The organism is Nonomuraea aridisoli, from assembly GCF_003236395.1.
Lineage (GTDB): Bacteria > Actinomycetota > Actinomycetes > Streptosporangiales > Streptosporangiaceae > Nonomuraea > Nonomuraea aridisoli.
In genome coordinates, this window is the sequence record NZ_POUD01000200.1 from 1 (window position 1) to 17,448 (window position 17,448).

At 72.4% G+C, this 17,448-nt stretch carries 17 protein-coding genes and 1 pseudogene; 6 read left to right on the top strand and 12 right to left on the bottom strand.

Annotation, left to right across the window (positions count from 1 at the left end; all coding sequences use genetic code 11):
• Positions 1-7: 7 nt before the first annotated feature.
• Both C1J01_RS34000 and C1J01_RS34005 read right to left on the bottom strand, forming a co-directional pair.
• Entirely contained in the window at positions 8-508 is a 501-nt protein-coding gene (locus C1J01_RS34000) for an SRPBCC family protein (RefSeq protein WP_111183071.1), read from the bottom strand.
• On the bottom strand, positions 505-870 hold the full coding sequence (locus tag C1J01_RS34005; RefSeq protein WP_111183084.1) for a metalloregulator ArsR/SmtB family transcription factor: 366 nt from the start codon (positions 868-870) through the stop codon (positions 505-507). The genes C1J01_RS34000 and C1J01_RS34005 overlap by 4 nt, the downstream gene beginning before the upstream one ends.
• 127 nt (positions 871-997) lie before the next feature.
• On the opposite strand from C1J01_RS34005, the gene C1J01_RS34010 reads away from it, so the two are divergent.
• The gene (locus tag C1J01_RS34010) at positions 998-1,513 is read left to right on the top strand and encodes a hypothetical protein (protein WP_111183072.1); all 516 of its coding nucleotides are present in this window, start codon (positions 998-1,000) and stop codon (positions 1,511-1,513) included.
• A gap of 9 nt (positions 1,514-1,522) precedes the next feature.
• On the opposite strand, the gene C1J01_RS34015 is transcribed toward C1J01_RS34010, so the two are convergent.
• The 4 genes from C1J01_RS34015 to C1J01_RS34030 form a co-directional block, all read right to left on the bottom strand.
• Positions 1,523-3,298, bottom strand: a complete 1,776-nt coding sequence (locus C1J01_RS34015; RefSeq protein ID WP_111183073.1) for an NAD+ synthase — start codon at positions 3,296-3,298, stop codon at positions 1,523-1,525.
• 52 nt (positions 3,299-3,350) lie between these two features.
• Positions 3,351-4,805 carry a BTAD domain-containing putative transcriptional regulator gene (locus tag C1J01_RS53550; RefSeq protein ID WP_111183074.1) on the bottom strand — a complete coding sequence of 485 codons (1,455 nt, stop codon included), beginning with the start codon at positions 4,803-4,805 and terminating at the stop codon, positions 3,351-3,353.
• A gap of 49 nt (positions 4,806-4,854) precedes the next feature.
• Positions 4,855-6,711 (bottom strand): sensor histidine kinase, encoded by a 1,857-nt coding sequence (locus C1J01_RS34025; protein ID WP_111183075.1) that lies wholly within the window; start codon positions 6,709-6,711, stop codon positions 4,855-4,857.
• Positions 6,712-6,807: 96 nt separating this feature from the next.
• Positions 6,808-8,001, bottom strand: a complete 1,194-nt coding sequence (locus tag C1J01_RS34030; RefSeq protein WP_111183076.1) for an MDR family MFS transporter — start codon at positions 7,999-8,001, stop codon at positions 6,808-6,810.
• Between the two features lie 59 nt (positions 8,002-8,060).
• Between C1J01_RS34030 and C1J01_RS34035 the strand changes: the two genes are divergently transcribed.
• The gene (locus tag C1J01_RS34035; protein ID WP_111183077.1) at positions 8,061-9,026 is read left to right on the top strand and encodes a DUF5937 family protein; all 966 of its coding nucleotides are present in this window, start codon (positions 8,061-8,063) and stop codon (positions 9,024-9,026) included.
• 4 nt (positions 9,027-9,030) lie between these two features.
• On the opposite strand, the gene C1J01_RS34040 is transcribed toward C1J01_RS34035, so the two are convergent.
• Together C1J01_RS34040 and C1J01_RS34045 are read right to left on the bottom strand one after the other, a co-directional pair.
• Entirely contained in the window at positions 9,031-10,020 is a 990-nt protein-coding gene (locus C1J01_RS34040) for a terpene synthase family protein (protein WP_181449112.1), read from the bottom strand.
• A 199-nt stretch (positions 10,021-10,219) separates the two neighbouring features.
• The gene (locus tag C1J01_RS34045; RefSeq protein WP_111183078.1) at positions 10,220-10,765 is read right to left on the bottom strand and encodes an EF-hand domain-containing protein; all 546 of its coding nucleotides are present in this window, start codon (positions 10,763-10,765) and stop codon (positions 10,220-10,222) included.
• Positions 10,766-10,917: 152 nt separating this feature from the next.
• On the opposite strand from C1J01_RS34045, the gene C1J01_RS34050 reads away from it, so the two are divergent.
• Positions 10,918-12,279, top strand: a complete 1,362-nt coding sequence (locus C1J01_RS34050) for a glutamine synthetase family protein (RefSeq protein ID WP_111183079.1) — start codon at positions 10,918-10,920, stop codon at positions 12,277-12,279.
• A gap of 75 nt (positions 12,280-12,354) precedes the next feature.
• Here the strand turns inward: C1J01_RS34050 and C1J01_RS34055 are convergent, their stop codons facing one another.
• Positions 12,355-13,131, bottom strand: coding sequence for an aminoglycoside phosphotransferase family protein (locus tag C1J01_RS34055; RefSeq protein ID WP_111183085.1), 777 nt, complete (start codon positions 13,129-13,131; stop codon positions 12,355-12,357).
• Between the two features lie 100 nt (positions 13,132-13,231).
• Here C1J01_RS34055 and C1J01_RS34060 point away from each other — a divergent pair.
• Positions 13,232-13,348: pseudogene (locus tag C1J01_RS34060) on the top strand (response regulator transcription factor); the annotation flags it as partial.
• A 122-nt stretch (positions 13,349-13,470) separates the two neighbouring features.
• Here C1J01_RS34060 and C1J01_RS34065 read toward each other — a convergent pair.
• Complete coding sequence (locus C1J01_RS34065; RefSeq protein WP_235854849.1) at positions 13,471-14,028, bottom strand: AAA family ATPase; 558 nt, start codon at positions 14,026-14,028, stop codon at positions 13,471-13,473.
• Positions 14,029-14,554: 526 nt separating this feature from the next.
• Between C1J01_RS34065 and C1J01_RS34070 the strand changes: the two genes are divergently transcribed.
• Positions 14,555-15,268, top strand: coding sequence for a PaaI family thioesterase (locus C1J01_RS34070; RefSeq protein WP_111183081.1), 714 nt, complete (start codon positions 14,555-14,557; stop codon positions 15,266-15,268).
• 58 nt (positions 15,269-15,326) lie between these two features.
• On the opposite strand, the gene C1J01_RS34075 is transcribed toward C1J01_RS34070, so the two are convergent.
• Positions 15,327-16,190 (bottom strand): alpha/beta hydrolase, encoded by an 864-nt coding sequence (locus tag C1J01_RS34075; protein WP_111183082.1) that lies wholly within the window; start codon positions 16,188-16,190, stop codon positions 15,327-15,329.
• Between the two features lie 81 nt (positions 16,191-16,271).
• Here C1J01_RS34075 and C1J01_RS34080 point away from each other — a divergent pair, with 81 nt between their 5' ends.
• The gene (locus tag C1J01_RS34080) at positions 16,272-16,973 is read left to right on the top strand and encodes a type 1 glutamine amidotransferase (RefSeq protein ID WP_235854847.1); all 702 of its coding nucleotides are present in this window, start codon (positions 16,272-16,274) and stop codon (positions 16,971-16,973) included.
• Here C1J01_RS34080 and C1J01_RS34085 read toward each other — a convergent pair.
• A partial coding sequence (locus tag C1J01_RS34085) for an HXXEE domain-containing protein (protein WP_220040233.1) occupies positions 16,948-17,448 on the bottom strand: 501 nt, incomplete at its 5' end. The genes C1J01_RS34080 and C1J01_RS34085 overlap by 26 nt on opposite strands.

Here is a 17,448-nt window from a genome sequence, read left to right on the forward strand (position 1 = left end):
GTGGTGGTCAGGGGGTGGGGAGCAGGTTTTCGTAGTACGGCTTCATTGTCGGGTGGTAGGCGTCGAAGGTCTGTGGGGGAGAGCCGTCGTGGGAGGCGGTGAGCAGGTCGAGGTAGTACTCCCAGCCGGGGCCGATGTCGCCGATCCCGTCGGCCGTCTCCAGGTGCTGGACGAACCGCAGCTCCGTCGTGCCGCCGGCCTCGCGCAGCAGCAGCTCGACGTGCCAGGCGCCGAACTCGTCCAGCGACGAGAGGGCCAGCCGCCGGGGCGGTTCGCAGGCGTCGATGCGCAGGTCGTACCACGGCTGCTGCTCCTCGTACGACATCCGGACCCGGACGGTGCGGCCGGGAGCGGGCTCGCCCTCCCACGGCCCGAACCAGCGGGCCGTGCGCTCCGGCTCGGTGATGCTCGCCCACACGTCTTCGACGGGCGCGCGGAACGTGCGGGTCAGGACGAGGTCGCAGCCGTCGTCCGTACGGAACAACCGGCCCGTGGGGATGGGGCTCATGCCGTGCTCTCCTTTCCGCCGTCCGCGGCGCCGCCGGGACGGCGGCGCTCGCGGCGCGTCCGGTGCACTTCGGTCTCCAGCGCGTCGAGGCGGTGCTCCCACCCGGAGGGCCGCGCGAACTGCGCGAGCCAGCCGGCGAGCTCGGCGAACGGCCCCGGGTCGAGCGTGTAGAGGCGCCTGCGCCCGGCGAGCTCCGCGCGCACCAGGCCGCTCTCCCTGAGCACCCGCAGGTGCCGGCTCACGGCCGGCCTGCTGATCGCGAACCGCCCGGCGATCTCGCCGGCGGACATCGGCCCGGACCTGAGCATCACGAGGATCTCCCGCCGCACCGGATCGGCGATCGCCCCAGCCGTCTCGTCCACCCAGAAAGCGTAACCCAACGGTTACGCATTACGCCAGAGCTGCCGGAATTCCTGGAGCCCCTGCTTCCGGCCCGCACCCGGCGACCGATGATTTGCGGCACTGTTGCAAGCCGTGTGGAGAAAAGCCGTGTGGAGAAAACACGAAACCCCGGCGGGCCCGAAGGCCGACGAGCCGTTCGAGTACCTGCCGCTCTCGACCGAGGAACGCCGCCCGATGCTGGCCGCGTCCCTGCTCCTGCTGATCCTCGGCGGCCTCGTCACGACCGCCGTGGTGAAGATGCAGGCGGACGCCGGTGGCGGGACGACCGCGCAGCGCGCCGAGGCGAGCCCCCCGGCGAGCGGCAGCGCCCGCGTCGGCCTGGAGCTCGAACCGGGCCGGTTCCCCTACGGCCTGCAGTCCGGAGCCCGGGTGCGCATCGTGCACACCCCGGGCTCCGGCACCGGCGGCGCCGCCGTCCGCCAGGGCCGGGTGCTCGCGGACGACGCCCGGGTGGACAGCGTGGACTCGCCGCGGCGAACCGGCCACGCGCGGATGACGGTGATAGTGGACAGCGCGCTGTCGCCGGACATCGCCGTGTACGCGTCGAAGGGCGAGATCGCCGTCATCGACCTGCCCGCCCGCAAGGTCCGCGCCACGGGGTGACCGTACGGGTTACGACGTGGTCTCGCGCCAGCGGTTGGTGATGGGCAGGCGGCGGTCGCGGCCGAAGTTCTTCGGCGTGATCTTCGGCCCCGGCGGATACTGCCGCCGCTTGTACTCCGCCAGGTCCACCAGCCTGATCACCCGTGTCACCAGCGCGGGGTCGTGCCCGGCCGCGATGAGCTCCTGCGAGCCCATGTCCTTCTCCACGTAGTCGTCGAGCAGCCGGTCGAGCACCTCGTAAGGCGGCAGGGAGTCGGTGTCGCGCTGGTCGGGCCGCAGCTCGGCGCTCGGCTCCTTGGTGATCGAGTTCTCCGGGATCGGCCGCTCGGCCTGCAGCAGGAAACCGGGCCGGGTGTGGGCGTTGCGCCAGCGCGCCAGCTCCCACACCATCGTCTTCGGCACGTCCTTGATCGGCGCGAAGCCGCCGGCCGAGTCGCCGTAGAGGGTGGAGTAGCCGGTGGCCAGCTCGCTCTTGTTGCCCGTGGTCAGCACCAGGTGGCCGTGCTGGTTCGACAGACCCATGAGGATCATGCCGCGCACCCGCGCCTGGAGGTTCTCCGCCGCCAGGCCCGACAGCTCGATCTCCTTCTCGTACGCGTTGACGATGTCGGCGATCGGCACGATCTGCGACGTGACGCCCTGCCGGCGCACCAGTTCCTCGGCGTCGGCCAGCGAGTGGTCGGAGGAGTAGCGCGAGGGCATGAGCACGACGTTGACGCGCGAGGGGCCGATGGCGTCGGCGGCGATCGTCGCGGTCAGCGCCGAGTCGATGCCGCCCGACAGGCCCAGGATGACCGACTGGAAGCCGTTCTTGGCGACGTAGTCGCGCACCGCGAGCACCAGCGCGGAGTAGACCTCGCCGTGCGGGTCGAGCGCCTCGGCGACGCGGGCGGGCGCCGGCTCGTACGCCGCGAGCGGCTCAGGCGACAGCACCAGGCGGTCGACCGTAATGGTGGTGCCGTCGCCCGCGTCGTAGGGGAAGGCGCCGGGCTCGGCGTCCGACACCGGCAGGCCGTCGAGGTCGACGACCAGCAGCTCCTCCTCGAACTGCGCGGCCCGCGCCACCAGCTCGCCGGTGGCGTCGACCACGAGGGAGTCGCCGTCGAAGACCAGCTCGTCCTGCCCGCCGACCTGGTTGACGTAGACGAGCGCGCACCCGGCCTCACGGGCCCTGCGCCCGCACAGCTCCAGCCGTACGTCGTCCTTCTCCTTCTCGTACGGCGAGGCGTTCGGCGACACCAGCAGCCCGGCGCCGGCGCGGCCCACGACGGAGACGGGGCCGCCCTCCCGCCACAGGTCCTCGCACACCGCGATGGCGATGTCCACGCCGTGCAGCCGGAAGATCGGCAGTCGGTCGCCGCGCACGAAATAGCGGTACTCGTCGAACACGCCGTAGTTCGGCAGGTGGTGCTTGGCCGTCCTGGTGACCACCTCGCCGCGGTGCAGCAGCGCGGCCGCGTCGAGCGGGGCGCCCTTGGGCTGGCCCACGCGGGGCGCGAGGCCGGCGCGGTCGACGTAGCCGACCACCACGGGCAGGTCGCCGAGCCCCTCGCGATGCAGTCTGCGCGCCACCTCCTCCAGCGTCCGGATGCTGGCGTCCACGAAGGACGTGCGCAGCACGAGGTCCTCGACCGGGTAGCCGGTGAGGAACATCTCGGTGAAGACGGCGAGGTGGGCCCCGCGTTCGGCGGCGTCGCGGGTCCACGCGACGAGCTTGTCCGCGTTGGAGCTCAGGTCGCCGACGGTCGGATTGGTCTGGGCCAGGGCGATGCGCAGTTGTGCCACGCGATAAGCCTAGTATGTCCAGATTTTTATCGTCAAAGCGACGAAAAGTCTGCTATTTCCCGCTTGACGCTCCAGGCGTGACAAGTCCGGACTCGTACGCGGCCATCACGAGCTGCGCCCGGTCCACCAGCTCCAGGTGCTCCAGCAGCGCCTTGACCACCAGGCTCACCTCCTCCTCCGGCAGCGCGAGCGTCTGCCCGATCTGCCGGTTGCTGAGCCCCCGCGCGACGAGTTTCAGCACGTCGAGACGGTCGTCGGTGAGCCCGGCCAGCGCCGGCGGGACCGCCGGATCGGCCCGCCCGGCGAACGCCGCGATCAGCCGGGTGGTGACCGCCGGGTCGATGAGCGCGTCGCCGGCCGCCGCCGCCCTGATCGCCGCCAGGTACTGCTCAGGCGGCGACGTCTTCAGCACGAACCCGCTCACGCCCGCCCGCAGCGCCGCGTACAGATTCTCGTCACTGCCGAACGTGGTCATCATGACGACCTTCGGCGGCTTCGGCTCGGCCAGGATCCGGCGCGCGGCGGCCAGGCCGTCCAGGCGCGGCATCTGGATGTCGAGCAGCACCACGTCGGGCCGCGTCTCGCGCACCCGCGCGATGGCCTCCTCGCCGTCGGCGGCCTCACCCGCCGTCGCCACCCCGGGCTCGGCCTCCAGTACGGCACGCAGCCCCGCCCGCACCACGGCCTGGTCATCGGCCACCAGCACACGCAGCTCCGACCCGGAAGATGGCCCAGAAAGAGAGGAAGACACGGCCGGCGGCGGCTCGTCCAGCCGCTGGGCCAGCATGTCGGCCTCCAGCCGCTTCAGCCCGGCCGTCAGATCCAGGCCCAGCTCGTCCCGCCACACCGCGCGCGCCCTGCGCAGCGCCGCCAGCGCGTCGCCCTGGCGTCCCATCCGGTAGAGCGCCACGGCGAGCAGCCGCCAGGCCTCCTCGCGCAGCGGGTGCGCGGAGGCGTGCGCCTCCAGGTCGGCGACCAGCGCGGTGGCGCGGCCGAGAGCGAGCCCGGCGCCGGCCCGGCGTTCGACGGCGATGAGCCGCAGCTCCTCCAGCCGTCCCGCCTCCGTCACGGCCCAGCTCAGCTCCCCGAACTCGGCCAACGCCGGCCCCCGCCACAGCCCGAGCGCGGTCTCCATGCCCGCCCACACCTGCGCCGGCGTGCCCTCGGACTTCACCAGCTGCTCGAAGCGCCAGGCGTCCACCTGCTCGGTACGGGCCCGCAGCGCGTACCCGGGCGGCGCGGAGACCAGCACCTCGGCCTCCTCCCGGGGCGCGCGCCCGGGTTCGAGCGCGCGGCGCAGCCGGGAGACGTACCCCTGGATCGTGGACAGCGCCTGCGCGGGCGGGTTGCCCGGCCACAGGTCGTCGATGAGGGCGTGCACGGGCACGGCGTGCCCGCCGGCGACGAGCAGGCGCGCGAGCACCGCCCGTTGCCGCTGGCCGCCGAGGTCGAGTGGGGCGCCGCCGGACCAGGCATGGAACGGTCCGAGCGCGGTGAAGGTCAGCATGTCAGGCGTAACTGTAGAGGGAGAACGCATCCCGGCATATGGCGAAATTTCACAGCGGGAGCTCCGCGTGCACCACGGTTCCCCCTCCCTCGGCGTCCCGTACGACGCAGGTGCCGCCGAGCTCGGCGGCCCGCTCCCGCATCGAGCCGAGCCCGACGCCCGGCCGCGCGTCCGGCGGGATCCCGGCGCCGTCGTCGGCGACGGTCACCCGCAACCGGTCGTCGCGCCGCAGGGTGATGGTGACGCGGGTGGCGCCGGAGTGCTTGCGCGCGTTCGTCAGCGCCTCCTGCACGATCCGGTACGCGGCCACCTCGGCCGCCGCGGGCAGCCCCGACAGGTCGCCGCTGACCTCGACCGGCGTGCCGGCCAGCTCCTCGACGGCCCCGGCCAGGCCCAGCTCGTCGAGCGCCGGCGGGCGCAGGCCGTACACGAGTTGCCTGATGTCGCCGGTCACCGCGTCCATGCCGGCGCGCAGCCCGGCCAGCAGCCGGTCGGCGTGCTCGGGCGAGCCGCGCACGGCCAGCCGCGCGGTGTTCACGGCCATGGCCATGCCGGTGAGCGACTGGCCGAGCCCGTCGTGCAGGTCGCGGCGCAACCGCCGGCGTTCCTCCTCGCGCGCGGTCAGGATGCGCTCGCGCGAGCGCTGCAGCGCGGCGGTCAGCCGCACGGCGTGCGCCGCGTCGGCGATGTACGGGGTCAGCGTGGCGATCACCCGCTCGTCGTGCGCGGCCGGGAACCTGCGCCGGTCGGTCGGCCCGACCAGCAGCAGCCCGACCGGCTCCCCGTGCCACACCAGCGGGATCGTCCTCGCCGGCGCGCCGATGCCGCCCGAGGTGGTGGTCGTGCCGTCCAGCTCCACCGCCACGCCCGTCACCGACAGGCCCTCGCGCAGCGTCTCCAGCGTGGCCAGCAGCCCGTGCACCGGGTCGGCGTGTTGCAGGCGGTGCCGCAGCCGCCCGGCCAGCGCCTCCGGAACGCCGGTGCTGCCGTACAGCAGGCGGTCCACGCCGCGCTGCAGCACCCGCCGCATCGGCTGGAACGCGGCCCCGGCGAACACCGCCGCCGCGACCCCCGCCACCGGGTCCACCGCCGACAGGAACAGGCTGGAGGCGGCGCTCGCCGCGACGTACACGCCGGTCATGACGATCGCGAGGCCCGTGCCCACCAGCGCCCTGCTGATCAGCGTGTCGATGCCGAACAGCCGGTGACACAGCACCGCCACCGCGATCGCCGCCGGGATCAGCGGGATGAACAGCGTGGCCACCCACCAGACCGGATCGCCCAGCATCCAGGGGACGAGCAGCCCGGGCAGCGCCACCAGCAGCCACAGCAGCTGCCGCCGCTCCACCGCGTCGCCGCGCAGGAACCGTACGGCGAGCGAGAGGAACGCCAGCGCCATCGCCGCCGACACCATCCAGTGCGCCGGCTCCCTGAACGCCTTCTGCCCGCCGAGCACCGCGGCCCAGTCGAGGGCCATCCCGAGCACGGCGAGCCCCACCACCCAGCGCCAGCGCCTCGACAGCAGCCGGCCGGTGGGATACAGGAGCGGGAGCAGCACGCCGAGGGTGAGCTGCAGGACGTTCCAGGTGAGGTTGACGAAGGGGCGCCAGGCGAGGGGCGGGTCGCCGTACAGGTGGTGGTGGAGATTGGCCGCCAGGATCCCGGCCGCGGCGCTCAGCCCGCCGGCGCACAGCAGCCACCCGATCACCAGTCGCGGCCTGCTGTGGACCAGGATCGCCCCGAAGACCGGGAACGCCGTGCCCGCCATGTCCTCCGGAGCGAACGGCAGCGGCGTGTACGGCGACGGCGGCAACTGCGCCGTCACCCAGATGTTGGCCAGCTCGCACACCACGGCGACCGTGGCCATCCCGATCGCCACGCCCCGCGCCTGCCCCGCGTGACGCATCGCACCCCGCCCTTCCACCCCCTACTGGGGCGAAAAATTATCGGGCGGCTGCCAACGTGCGATCAAAATTTTCTCAACGCGCCCCGGGCGCGCCGGTCAGCGGCGTCTGATGGCGGGGCCGAGCAGGAGCATGCCGACGGCCGAGAGGACGCCGATGCCGCCGATCGTGAACCACAGCGTGCGCGGGCCGATCTCCAGCAGCGCGCCGCCCATCAGCGGCGCCAGCACCGCCGACAGCGACCAGGCGAACCCGAACAGCCCCGAGTACCGCCCCCGCAGTTCGGCGGGCGCCAGCGCGGCCACGACGGCCCCCGGGATGCCGGCCGTGATGATCTCCCCGGCCGTCCACACCGCGATCGTCGCCGCGAGCCCGAGCACGCTGGTCACGAACGCGGTCATGGCGAACCCGGCCCCCATGATCGCCAGCCCAAGGGCGAGCGTCCGCGCGGGGTCCCTGCGGCCCAGCCACGCCGACACCAGCGGCTGGGCGACCACGATGAGCACGCCGTTCAGCGCCATGGCCAGGCCGTACTCGCCGGACGACAGCTTCACGACCTCGGTCATCGCCACCGGCAGCATGGTCATCGTCTGCGAGTAGACCAGCGCGTTCCCCAGCGCGACCAGGGTGAAGCCGAGCATCACCCGGTCGCGCAGCACCACGCCGAACCCGCCCGTCGCCCGCTCCACCGTCGGCCGCGTCTCCGGCACCGCCCGCCACACGAGCGCGGCGAACGCCACGCACGACAGCGCGTCGATCCAGAACAACCAGACGAACCCGACCCCGGCCAGCCACCCGCCGGCCGTCATGCCGACCGCGTACCCGAGGTTGATCGCCCAGAAGAGCAGCCCGTACGCCCGGGGCCGCTCCGCGGGGGAGACCAGGTCGGCGACCAGGGCGTTGGAGGCCGGCCGGTAGACGTCGATCACCAGGCCGAGCACGAACATCGAGGCCAGGATCGCCGGCAGCGAGGCGCTGTAGCCGAGCGCCAGCATGGCCGCGCCGGTGGCCAGCATGCCGCCGGACAGCGTGGCCCGCCGGCCGATCCGGTCGGCGAGCACGCCGGCGAGCGGCTGCGACAGCAGCGAGCCCGCCCCGTACACGGCCATGACCAGGCCCGCCGCGGCCACCGACAGGCCGCGGCTCTGAGTCAGGTAGACGCCGGTGAAGGGCAGGACCATGGTCCCCAGGCGGTTCACCAGCGTGCCGCTCCACAGGGCCCAGAACGGGCGGGGCAGCCCGCCGATCTGGGCACGCAGGAACGACGGCTTCTCCACAGATACGCTCGACACGCGCCAAACCTTGATATGTCGGATTTTGTGGCGCGAACGATTTAGCGCACACTAAAACGATGTCCATCACCTGGGCGCTGAAGCCGGAAGACGTCGCCCGCATCCGGTTCGCCTTCTCCCCGATGTGGGAGCTCGTCGCCAGCCTGCGCACCCTGCAGCAGCCCGCCCGGCAGTCGATGCACCTGCCCTGGCTCAAGGCCGTCCGGCCCCGGCTGGCCGGGCTCGACCTGTCGGAGCTGTTCGCCCTCGTCCCGCCGTCCGGCTACCTGGCCGACTTCATCACCCCGCCGCCCGACACGCCGATCCCCGACTTCGCCACCGAGCTCGACCGGGTCAGGAGCACCGACCCGGAGCGGGCCCGCACGGAGGCCGCCATCGTGGCCGGCACCGACCGGGCCGTGATCGAACGTTTCCTCGCCGACCCCGCGGCGGGCGTGGCCAGGGTCGCCGACGCGCTGGAGGAGTACTGGGAGACGTGCTTCGCGGAATTCTGGCCCCGCGTGTACGCGCTGCTGGAGCGCGACGTGCTGCGCCGATCGCGGGAGCTGGCGCAGGGCGGGGCGCGGCAGTTGTTCGACGGGCTCGACCCCGCCGTGACGTGGACGGGGGAGCGGCTGCTCATCGACCGGCCCTGGTGCGCGAGCGGCGGCCTGCACGGCGACGGGCTCGTTCTCGTGCCCAGCGCGTTCTACTGGCCGTCGGTGGCCGTGATGTCGGCGCCGTACCAGTCGATGCTCGTCTACCCCGTGCAGGGGGTCGGCACGTTGTGGGAGCAGGGGCCGCCGCCGGCGCCCGGCGCGCTCGCCGCGCTCATCGGCAGCAGCCGGGCGCGGATCCTGCTCGCCATCGGCGAGCCCGCCACCACCTCCGCGCTGGCCTCCCGCATGGCGCTCACCCCTGGCGCCGTCAGCCAGCACCTCGGCGTGCTCAAGGCCGGCGGGCTCGCCGTCGGGATGCGGGTCGGCAAGCAGGTCGTCTACCGCCGCACCCTCGCCGGCGACATGCTCACCGCCGGCTCGTCCTGACCGCTCAGGCGTAGCGCTTGGTCTCCAGGAGCCAGTCGAGGTGGGCGCGGGGCGCGGCCAGGTAGGCGCAGGCGACCTTGCTGACGTCCCTGGCCGTCTTCAGGTCGAGGTCGTCGAGCGGCAGCCGAAGGGCGGCCTGGCGCATGTCCTGGCAGCGCTCGGCGATCCGGTCGAGCACCCACGCCGTCGCCTCCCGTTCGCCCAGGTCGAGCTGGCGCATCGCCAGCACGACGAAGTTGTGCGCGTCGCCGCGCTCCTTCGGCCGCGAGGCCACGTCGTTGCACCACGCCGTGATGTCGCTGCAGGCGTTCACGAGCTCCTGCCACGGCCCGCAGGCGTGGAACCAGGCCGGCACCTCCACCCGCAGGCACGGCTCGACCAGGTCGTACAGGTACGGGCCGACCGTCCCCCTGCGCAGCTCCGGATAGTCCTCCAGGGCCGGCATCCGGCCCGTCGCCCGGTTGTCGGCCTCGGCCCGGCAGGCGTCGTACTGGCGCTGCAGCCCCACCGCGAACCTGCCCCGCCACCGGTCGCTCATCCGCGCGCTGGTCACCCGCCACAGGTCGGCGAACGCCGCCTCCAACGGGTGCCGCGCCGTGCCCTTGAGCAGGCCGTGGAAGACGTCCAGCGGGCCCGAACGCTCGTCCAGCTCGTCGTCCAGGTGGAACAGCCAGGTCAGCCACTGCGCGAACAGCGCCGCCGCGGCCGCGTCGAACTCGGCGAACGCCCGGCCCGCCATCCGGTGGTAGCCGACCCCGGGATCGGCCCGCAGGCCGGTGCGCCTGGCCCAGTCGAGGACCGCGGCCTCGATCGCGTACACGGCGGGGTGCATCCGGGACGGCGCCGCCATCGCGGGCACCCGCTCGATCAGCGGCAGCAGCGTCATGGCCGCCGAGGCGCCCCTGCGCGGCAGCGGCAGCACGGAGGTCAGGGCCGAACGCAACGCGGTGCGCACGGTGGTGCGTACGGTGGCGAACACGGTGGTGGTGGTCATGGTTGCTCACAGGGGTTTCAAGGGGCTTGGAACGGGACCTGCGCAGCGGCCGTCACCGCGACGTCGTACGGGACATCACTCGGGGCCGTCGCCGGGGGGCTTTCACCGGGGCGTCAACAGGGCTTCGCCGAAGCCCTCACAGCGGCCTCACACTGGGATCTTCACAGTGGGGCCGTCGCGATGATCTTCACAGCGACCTTCACAGTGGGCCGAAAAGCCAGTTTCCGGCCGCGTTGGGGTCGTCGCTCCGGTAGTAGTCCGAGAACGCGGCCACCAGCTGGGCCACGGTGAGCACCCCCCGCCCCGCCACGTCGAGCCGGTCGAACGCCTCGTCCACGTCGTCGTAGGCCACACCGAAGGCGCTCAGCATCGTCCGGAACTCCTTCGGCCCGATCTCGCCGTCACGGTCGTCGTCGCACAGCTCGGCCATCGCCACCACCGCCGGGTGGAACACCGGCTCGTACCGGTCGCCGGTGACGAACGCCGCCGTCATCGCCGTACGGAACTCCTGCCGCGTGATGCCGGAGTCGACGTCGCGCTCCAGCGCCTCCGCCAGGGTGCACCAGATGCCGTCGAAGCCGTCCACGAGGCTCGCCCCGGTGACCGAGGTGGGGGACTCGCCGAAGCCCACCAGGATGCGGGCGCCCAGCCCCAGCAGGTCCTCACGCTCCACGACGCCGTTCCCGCCCGCGTCGATGTGGTCGAATGCCCGATCCAGCTTGTGATTGAGCAGGTCGATGGCCACTGATGCCTCCCCCGAGACTGACTGCGTTGATCACAGTAGGTCGGGCGGGGCCCTTTGTCAGCGAGGCTCGCACCGGCGGCCCCCGTAACCTGTGCGAAACACGGACACGGCATCCTGATAGGAGACCTGTTCTGTCTTCACGAGGGGATGCCTTGGACCGCCAGCAGGAGTTCGTGCTCCGCACGCTCGAGGAACGCGACATCCGGTTCATCCGGCTGTGGTTCACTGACGTGCTCGGCTTCCTCAAGTCCGTCGCCATCGCGCCCGCCGAGCTGGAGGGCGCCTTCGCCGAGGGCATCGGGTTCGACGGCTCGGCCATCGAGGGCTTCGCGCGCGTCTACGAGTCCGACATGCTCGCCAAGCCCGACCCGTCGACGTTCCAGATCCTGCCCTGGCGCAGCGAGGCGCCGGGCTCCGCGCGCATCTTCTGCGACATCCTCATGCCCGACGGCTCGCCGTCCCACGCCGACCCGCGCTGGGTGCTCAAGCGCACGCTCGCCAAGTGCGCCGACATGGGCTTCACCTTCTACACCCACCCGGAGATCGAGTTCTTCCTGCTGAAGAACCGCCCCGAGCAGGGCACGCGGCCCGAGCCGATCGACTCCGGCGGCTACTTCGACCACACGCCCCACAGCGCCGGCCACGACTTCCGCCGCCAGGCGATCATGATGCTGGAGTCGATGGGCATCTCCGTCGAGTTCAGCCACCACGAGGGCGCCCCCGGCCAGCAGGAGATCGACCTGCGCTACGCCGACGCGCTCACCACGGCCGACAACATCATGACCTTCCGCCTGGTCATGAAGGAGGTCGCGCTGGAGCAGGGCATCTGGGCCTCGTTCATGCCCAAGCCGTTCACCGAGCACCCGGGCTCCGGCATGCACACCCACATGTCGCTGTTCGAGGGCGACCGCAACGCCTTCTACGAGGCGGGCTCCGACTTCCGCCTGTCCAAGGTCGGGCGGTCGTTCATCGCGGGGCTGCTCCGGCACGCCGCCGAGATCACCGCCATCACCAACCAGTGGGTCAACTCCTACAAGCGGCTCTGGGGCGGCGCCGAGGCCATCGCCGGCCAGGGCGGCGAGGCCCCCTCCTACGTGTGCTGGGGCCACAACAACCGTTCGGCGCTCGTCCGGGTGCCGATGTACAAGCCGCACAAGGGCGGCTCGACCCGCATCGAGTTCCGTTCGCTCGACTCGGCGTGCAACCCGTACCTCGCGTTCGCGCTGATCCTGGCGGCCGGCCTGAAGGGCATCGAGGAGAGCTACGAGCTGCCCGCCGCCGCCGAGGACAACGTCTGGACGCTCACCAGCGCCGAGCGGCGCGCTCTCGGCATCCAGCCGCTGCCGGGCTCGCTCGACGAGGCGATCTCGGTCATGGAGCGCAGCGAGCTGGTCGCCGAGACGCTGGGCGAGCACGTCTTCGACTTCTTCCTGCGCAACAAGCGCGCCGAGTGGAACGAATACCGCCGCACGGTCACCGAGTTCGAGCTGGGCCGCTACCTGCCCATCCTCTGAACCGCCGGAATTCTTCGCCGACGACCGTTCTCCGGTGACTGGGAAAGCCTCACCGGAGAGGGCGGTCTTCGGACGTCACGGCGCGTCGAACAGGTGACGGTGGGCCAGGCTCCAGGCGAGTCTGCGCTCCAGCTCTTCCGCATGGCCGTCGGCGACCCAGCGGGCTTGCGGCTGCGCTCCCGCTCTCGCCAGGGCACGGACCAGCTCGATGCCGCGCCGCTGGACGTCGATGACGGCATCCACCAGGCCCTCGACGGAGGTCAGTCCGTACGCGGTGGCGAACAGTTCCAGCCGGCGACGTCTGTCGGGCGGCTGGAGGTAGCCCAGCCAGCGGTGACATTCGGCGTCGTCGCGGAACGGCGCAAGGTATTCGAGCGCGTATGCGACATCGTGCAGGCGATCCGCCGGCCGGGCGTGGTCCCAATCGATGATCCCGACCGGACGGTCCCCTCCCCAGACGATGTTCCAGGGACCGAAGTCCCCATGACAGACAAGCTCGCCGTCGCCCAACCCGGTTTCGCCCGTGCACCAGATGAGTCGATCCGTCGGGCGAAAGCCGGCGACCGCGTCGTGATAGTCACGCAGCAGACGGGCGACGGAAACGAGACCTGCGTCACCGACCACTTTGGGCCAGCTTTCAGCGCCTGATCGGCCGTCGAGGTAAGTCAGGACCTCCCGGCCCTGTTCGTCGATGCCGAGCACGCGCGGTGAGCAGGGGTAACCCACCTCCTCCAGATGCCGGAGCAAGGCGTGAACGGCGGGCGTCCACGGATGCGTCGGCCTGCGGACGGTGTCTCCCACACGTACCACCCTGCGGTGGGGTGTGTTCTGCAAGACCTCTTCATCCGCCATCCCCAGGAGACTACTCGTCGGGGGTCGGACGGACGTATCAGCCGATCGGACGGCGGGAGATCCTCGGGGCATGGCGATCACCGAAGTGGACCGGCTGAGAGGGTCGTCCAACCGGGAGATCGCCGCCGAGCTGTTCATCAGCGAGGCCACCGTCAAGAGCCACCTCACCCACATCTACGGCAAGCTCGGCGCGAAGGGCCGCGCCGCCGCCGTCGCACCTCGGGGCCGGGCGGCGGGCCGTCGGGCTGGTAGATGGTCAGCACGTACTGCTTCACGGGATTCTCCTTTCGTCATCCCCTGGACGAACGGGGCGGGCCCGGATCGACACGCGGCGGAGAATCACTCGACGCGCGGCGGAGCGGCGGCGCGGGAGTCGTCGAAGACGATGGCCTCCAGCAGCCCCGCCTCGGCGCGGTCGATGACGCGTGCGCCGGACGCCGGGGCCGGGTCGCCGTTCTTGACCCGTGCCAGCAGGCTCTCCCAGCGGCGGCGGTGGCGGGCGAACGTCCGCGGGGGCACCACCCGGCCGCGCGTCACCTGCCCGGCCAGCGCCTCGTCCGCGGGCGCGTCCAGCAGGAGCAGGTGGAGACTCGCGCCGTGCAGGCGCGCGAGCAGGGCGAAGGCGTGCAGCACGTGCCTGCCGCAGCCGCGCTGGTGGGCGATCACCGCGTGGCCGCCGGCCAGCGCCCGGCGGATGCCCCGCACGTGGGTGGCGAAGATGAAGACGCGGCGCACCCGGTACGGGGCCCAGGTGAGCCGGTCGTCCCATTGCCTCCTGGCCTGCGCCGAGTCGATCACCACGGTGGTGCCGGCGGTGACGGGGCGGCTCTCCACGTCCTGGCCGTACAGGCGGCGCAGCAACGTGGTCTTGCCCGCGCCCGGCAGCCCCGTCAGCATCACCAGGGATCCCGGGGGAAACCTCAACCTCGCGCCGTGCACAGGCTCACCCCCGCATGATCCGCCGTCCGGGCCCGCCGCGTCAGCATAGGCCGCCATCGCCCCCAGCCTCACCGACTTCGCGCCAAGACGCGCACTCCGGGGTGCCGGGCGGGCGTTCTCCCGGTGTGCGGGTGCGGAATCGGCGGATTGGTCGCGGGGGCGGGAAAGGCGGGATAAGGTACTGCCCAACGCCTTGATCGGCCTCACTCCCGCCAGCGGTGCGGGGTGAGGCCGATTTTCGTTGCTTCTGACCCTCGCGTCACGTCCGGGCGACCGCCGGCTTATAGCTTCGCGGTGCCCCTCGTGACCGGTCGCCCCAGGCCGGGGTCGGGAAGTTTCGGGCCCCTTTGAGGCGTTATGGAGGAGTGTTGAGCAGTCACAGGACCCCCACCACTTAGGCAATCCTGTCGTCGAGTAAAATCGGCGTGCTCTTTATTGAATTTCCGGACTTATCGTCTTATGTGGCGATGGAGGAGGGTGAGGCATGACGACGGCTGCCCTGCAGACCGTGTTGACCGTTCCTCAGCGTTTCCGTGGTCCCGTCGGCGTCGCCAACGGCGGCTGGATCGCGGGAGCCATGGCGGAGGCGTTGAACGACGGTCGATCAGCCGTCGAGGTCACGCTCCACGCGCCCACTCCCCTCGAGACGGAGTTGCGGCTGGAGCACCTGGCCAACTCCGTGTCCCTCTCCCGCGGCGACCAGCTCCTCGTCGAGGCCATCCCCGTGGCCGAAAACCTGGAGGGGCCGGGGTTCGTGCCGTTCACCGACGCGGCCAAGGCCGAGGCCGGCTTCGTGGGCCTGAAGGCCCACCCGTTCGCCGAGTGCTTCGCCTGCGGGCTGCGCGAGCCCGGTGACGGCCTGCGCATCTTCCCCGGCCCGGTGGCCGGCACCGACCTGGTCGCGGCCGGGTGGCGGGTGCCGTTCACGGTGACGGGCGACGACGGCGTGCCCGCCTCGATCGTGGGCGCCGTGCTCGACTGCATCACCGGCTGGGCCCACTTCGGCCCGGGCGAGACGGCGCTGCTCGGCCGGCTCGCGCTGCAGATCCACCGTCCGGTCCTGCCCGGCGGCCGCTACTCCGTGGTGGCCCGCCCGACCGGCCGCGACGGCCGTAAGATGTTCGGGCAGAGCGCCATCTACGAGGTGGACGGCACGCTGGTGGCCGCCGGCCGCGCCACCTGGATCGCCCCGCGCTGACCTCTCCTTCGGCGAGGCCCCCGGTTCCCGCCGGGGGCCTTTCGCTTTCGGTACGCGCTCAGCCGGCCTCCGACGTGAGGCGGTCGACGACGGTGGCGACGCAGCGTTCGTCGAACAGGATCGTGTAGTGGTTGCAGCCCGGCACGACCTCGTCCCGCAGCTCCGGCAGCCGGGCGGTCCAGGGGCGGGCCAGGTCGTCGGGCAGCAGGCCGGGGGACTGGTCCAGCAGCCCGCGCGGCGCCCGCAGGAGGCGCAGCGGCGCGGTGATCGACGTCAGTGCGGCCTCGATCGCCTTCGCTTCCAGATGCATCCAGCGGCCGTCCTCCATCACCGCCTCCCCGACGGCCCGCGACCGCAGCGCGCCCTCCGGCCCCGTCAGGTCGTAGCGGACGTAGTTCTCCACGTCGGCGTTCCACTGCGGGCCGGCGAAGGCCGGGTGCGCCTTCCAGAAGTCCACGTACGCCCCCGCCGAGGGGAACGTCCGCCGCAGCCGCTCCAGCGCCGGGCCCAGCGTGGCCGCCAGCGCGGCGTCCGGGTCGGCGCCCGGGGGCAGCGGCAGCGGGAGGCCGCCGTCCACGAGCACCACGCGGCCGAACGCGCGCCGCGCCGCTGCCAGCGCCGCCACGTACGCGCCCATCGAATGGCCGGTCAGGACCGCGTCGGGGCCCGCCCCTACGTGGTCGGCCACGCGAAGGACGTCCTCGGCGTGCCGGGGGAGCCCGTACGGGCCGGGCAGGGAGGCGCTGTGGCCGCGCCCGCGCAGGTCCATCGCGACCATCGACCAGCCTTCCGGCAGGCTCCGGCCGACGGCCGTCCAGGCCATCAGGGAGGCCGAGATGCCGTGCACCGCGATGATCATGCGTGGCCCGGTGCCGAACGTGGCGATCCGCAGGCCGTCCACCTCATCGAATCTGAGACTCATGAGCGGAGCTTAGGAGGGCCCGCCGGGTTCTGAGGAGATGGGGGTGAGGGCTTAGGTGCATAAAACGGGATAATTGCCGACATGCGGATCGCCGACATGCGGATCACTGTCATCGAACACGAGGCCGAGGCCGGGCTCGGCTACCTCGCCGAGTGGCTGGGGCTGGAGTGCGACGTCGTCCGGCCGTACCTGGGGGACCGGGTGCCCGAGCGGGCGGCGGACGGGCTCATCGTGCTCGGGGGTGCGGCGGCCGCCTGGGAGGACGAGCGCAGCCCCTGGCAGCCCGCCACCCGGGACCTGCTGCGCCGCGCCGTCGAGGAGTCCACCCCCACACTGGCCGTCTGCCTGGGCGCGCAGCTGCTCACCATGGCCTGCGGCGGGACCGTGGAGCGCGGCGGCAACGGCCTGGAGGTGGGATTGTGCGAGGTGGTCGCGCTGCCCGCAGCCGCCTCCGACCGCCTCCTGTCGGGCGTCGGCACGGCCGTCGCCGTCCAGTACCACCAGGACGCCATGACCCGCCTGCCCGAGGGCGCGGTGCCGCTCATGACCGGCTCCCAGTACCCGAACCAGGCCTACCGGCTGGGCGAGGCCGCCTGGGCCGTGCAGTTCCACCCGGAGGCCACCCCCGACATCTTCGCCTCCTGGACGGCCTCCTCCGACCTGGAGTCGGCCGCCGACCTCGACGCCGAGGTCGAGGCCGCCGAACACCGCCTGACCGCCACCTGGCGCCCCGTGGCCGAGGCCTTCGCCGCCGTGATCACTCAGCGGGGCGGCGCCGGGTGAGGACGTGGGCGAGGGCGTGAACGCCCCCGAGGACCAGCGGGAACGCGGCGAGCGCGGTCGCGCCGGAGGGGCCGGCGGCGGTCGGCACGTCCGCCTGACGTAGTCGCCGCCACCCCCACAGCGCGTACGGGATCACGACCAGGGGAGCGGTCACCGCGCCCGGCGTGTAGCCGCGGGTCACGGCGGCCTGGACCAGATGACCCACCCCGTGCAGCCCGAAGCCGGCCAGCACCGCCTGGAACGTCGCGCTCTGCCCGCCGGTGCGCGCGCCCGTCGCGGCGGCCACCGCGACGACGCCGCCCATGAGGGCGATGGCCGTGTTCACGTGCCGCTGCGACATGTCCAGCCGCTCCCATGGCACCCACGGCACGTGCCGCTCCAGCCGGGGCCGCGCCCGGCGCGTCCAGCCCGCCATCGTCGCCAGCTCCTCGGCGTCGTGCACCGCCCACGCGGCCAGCAGCCCCCACGCCACCCC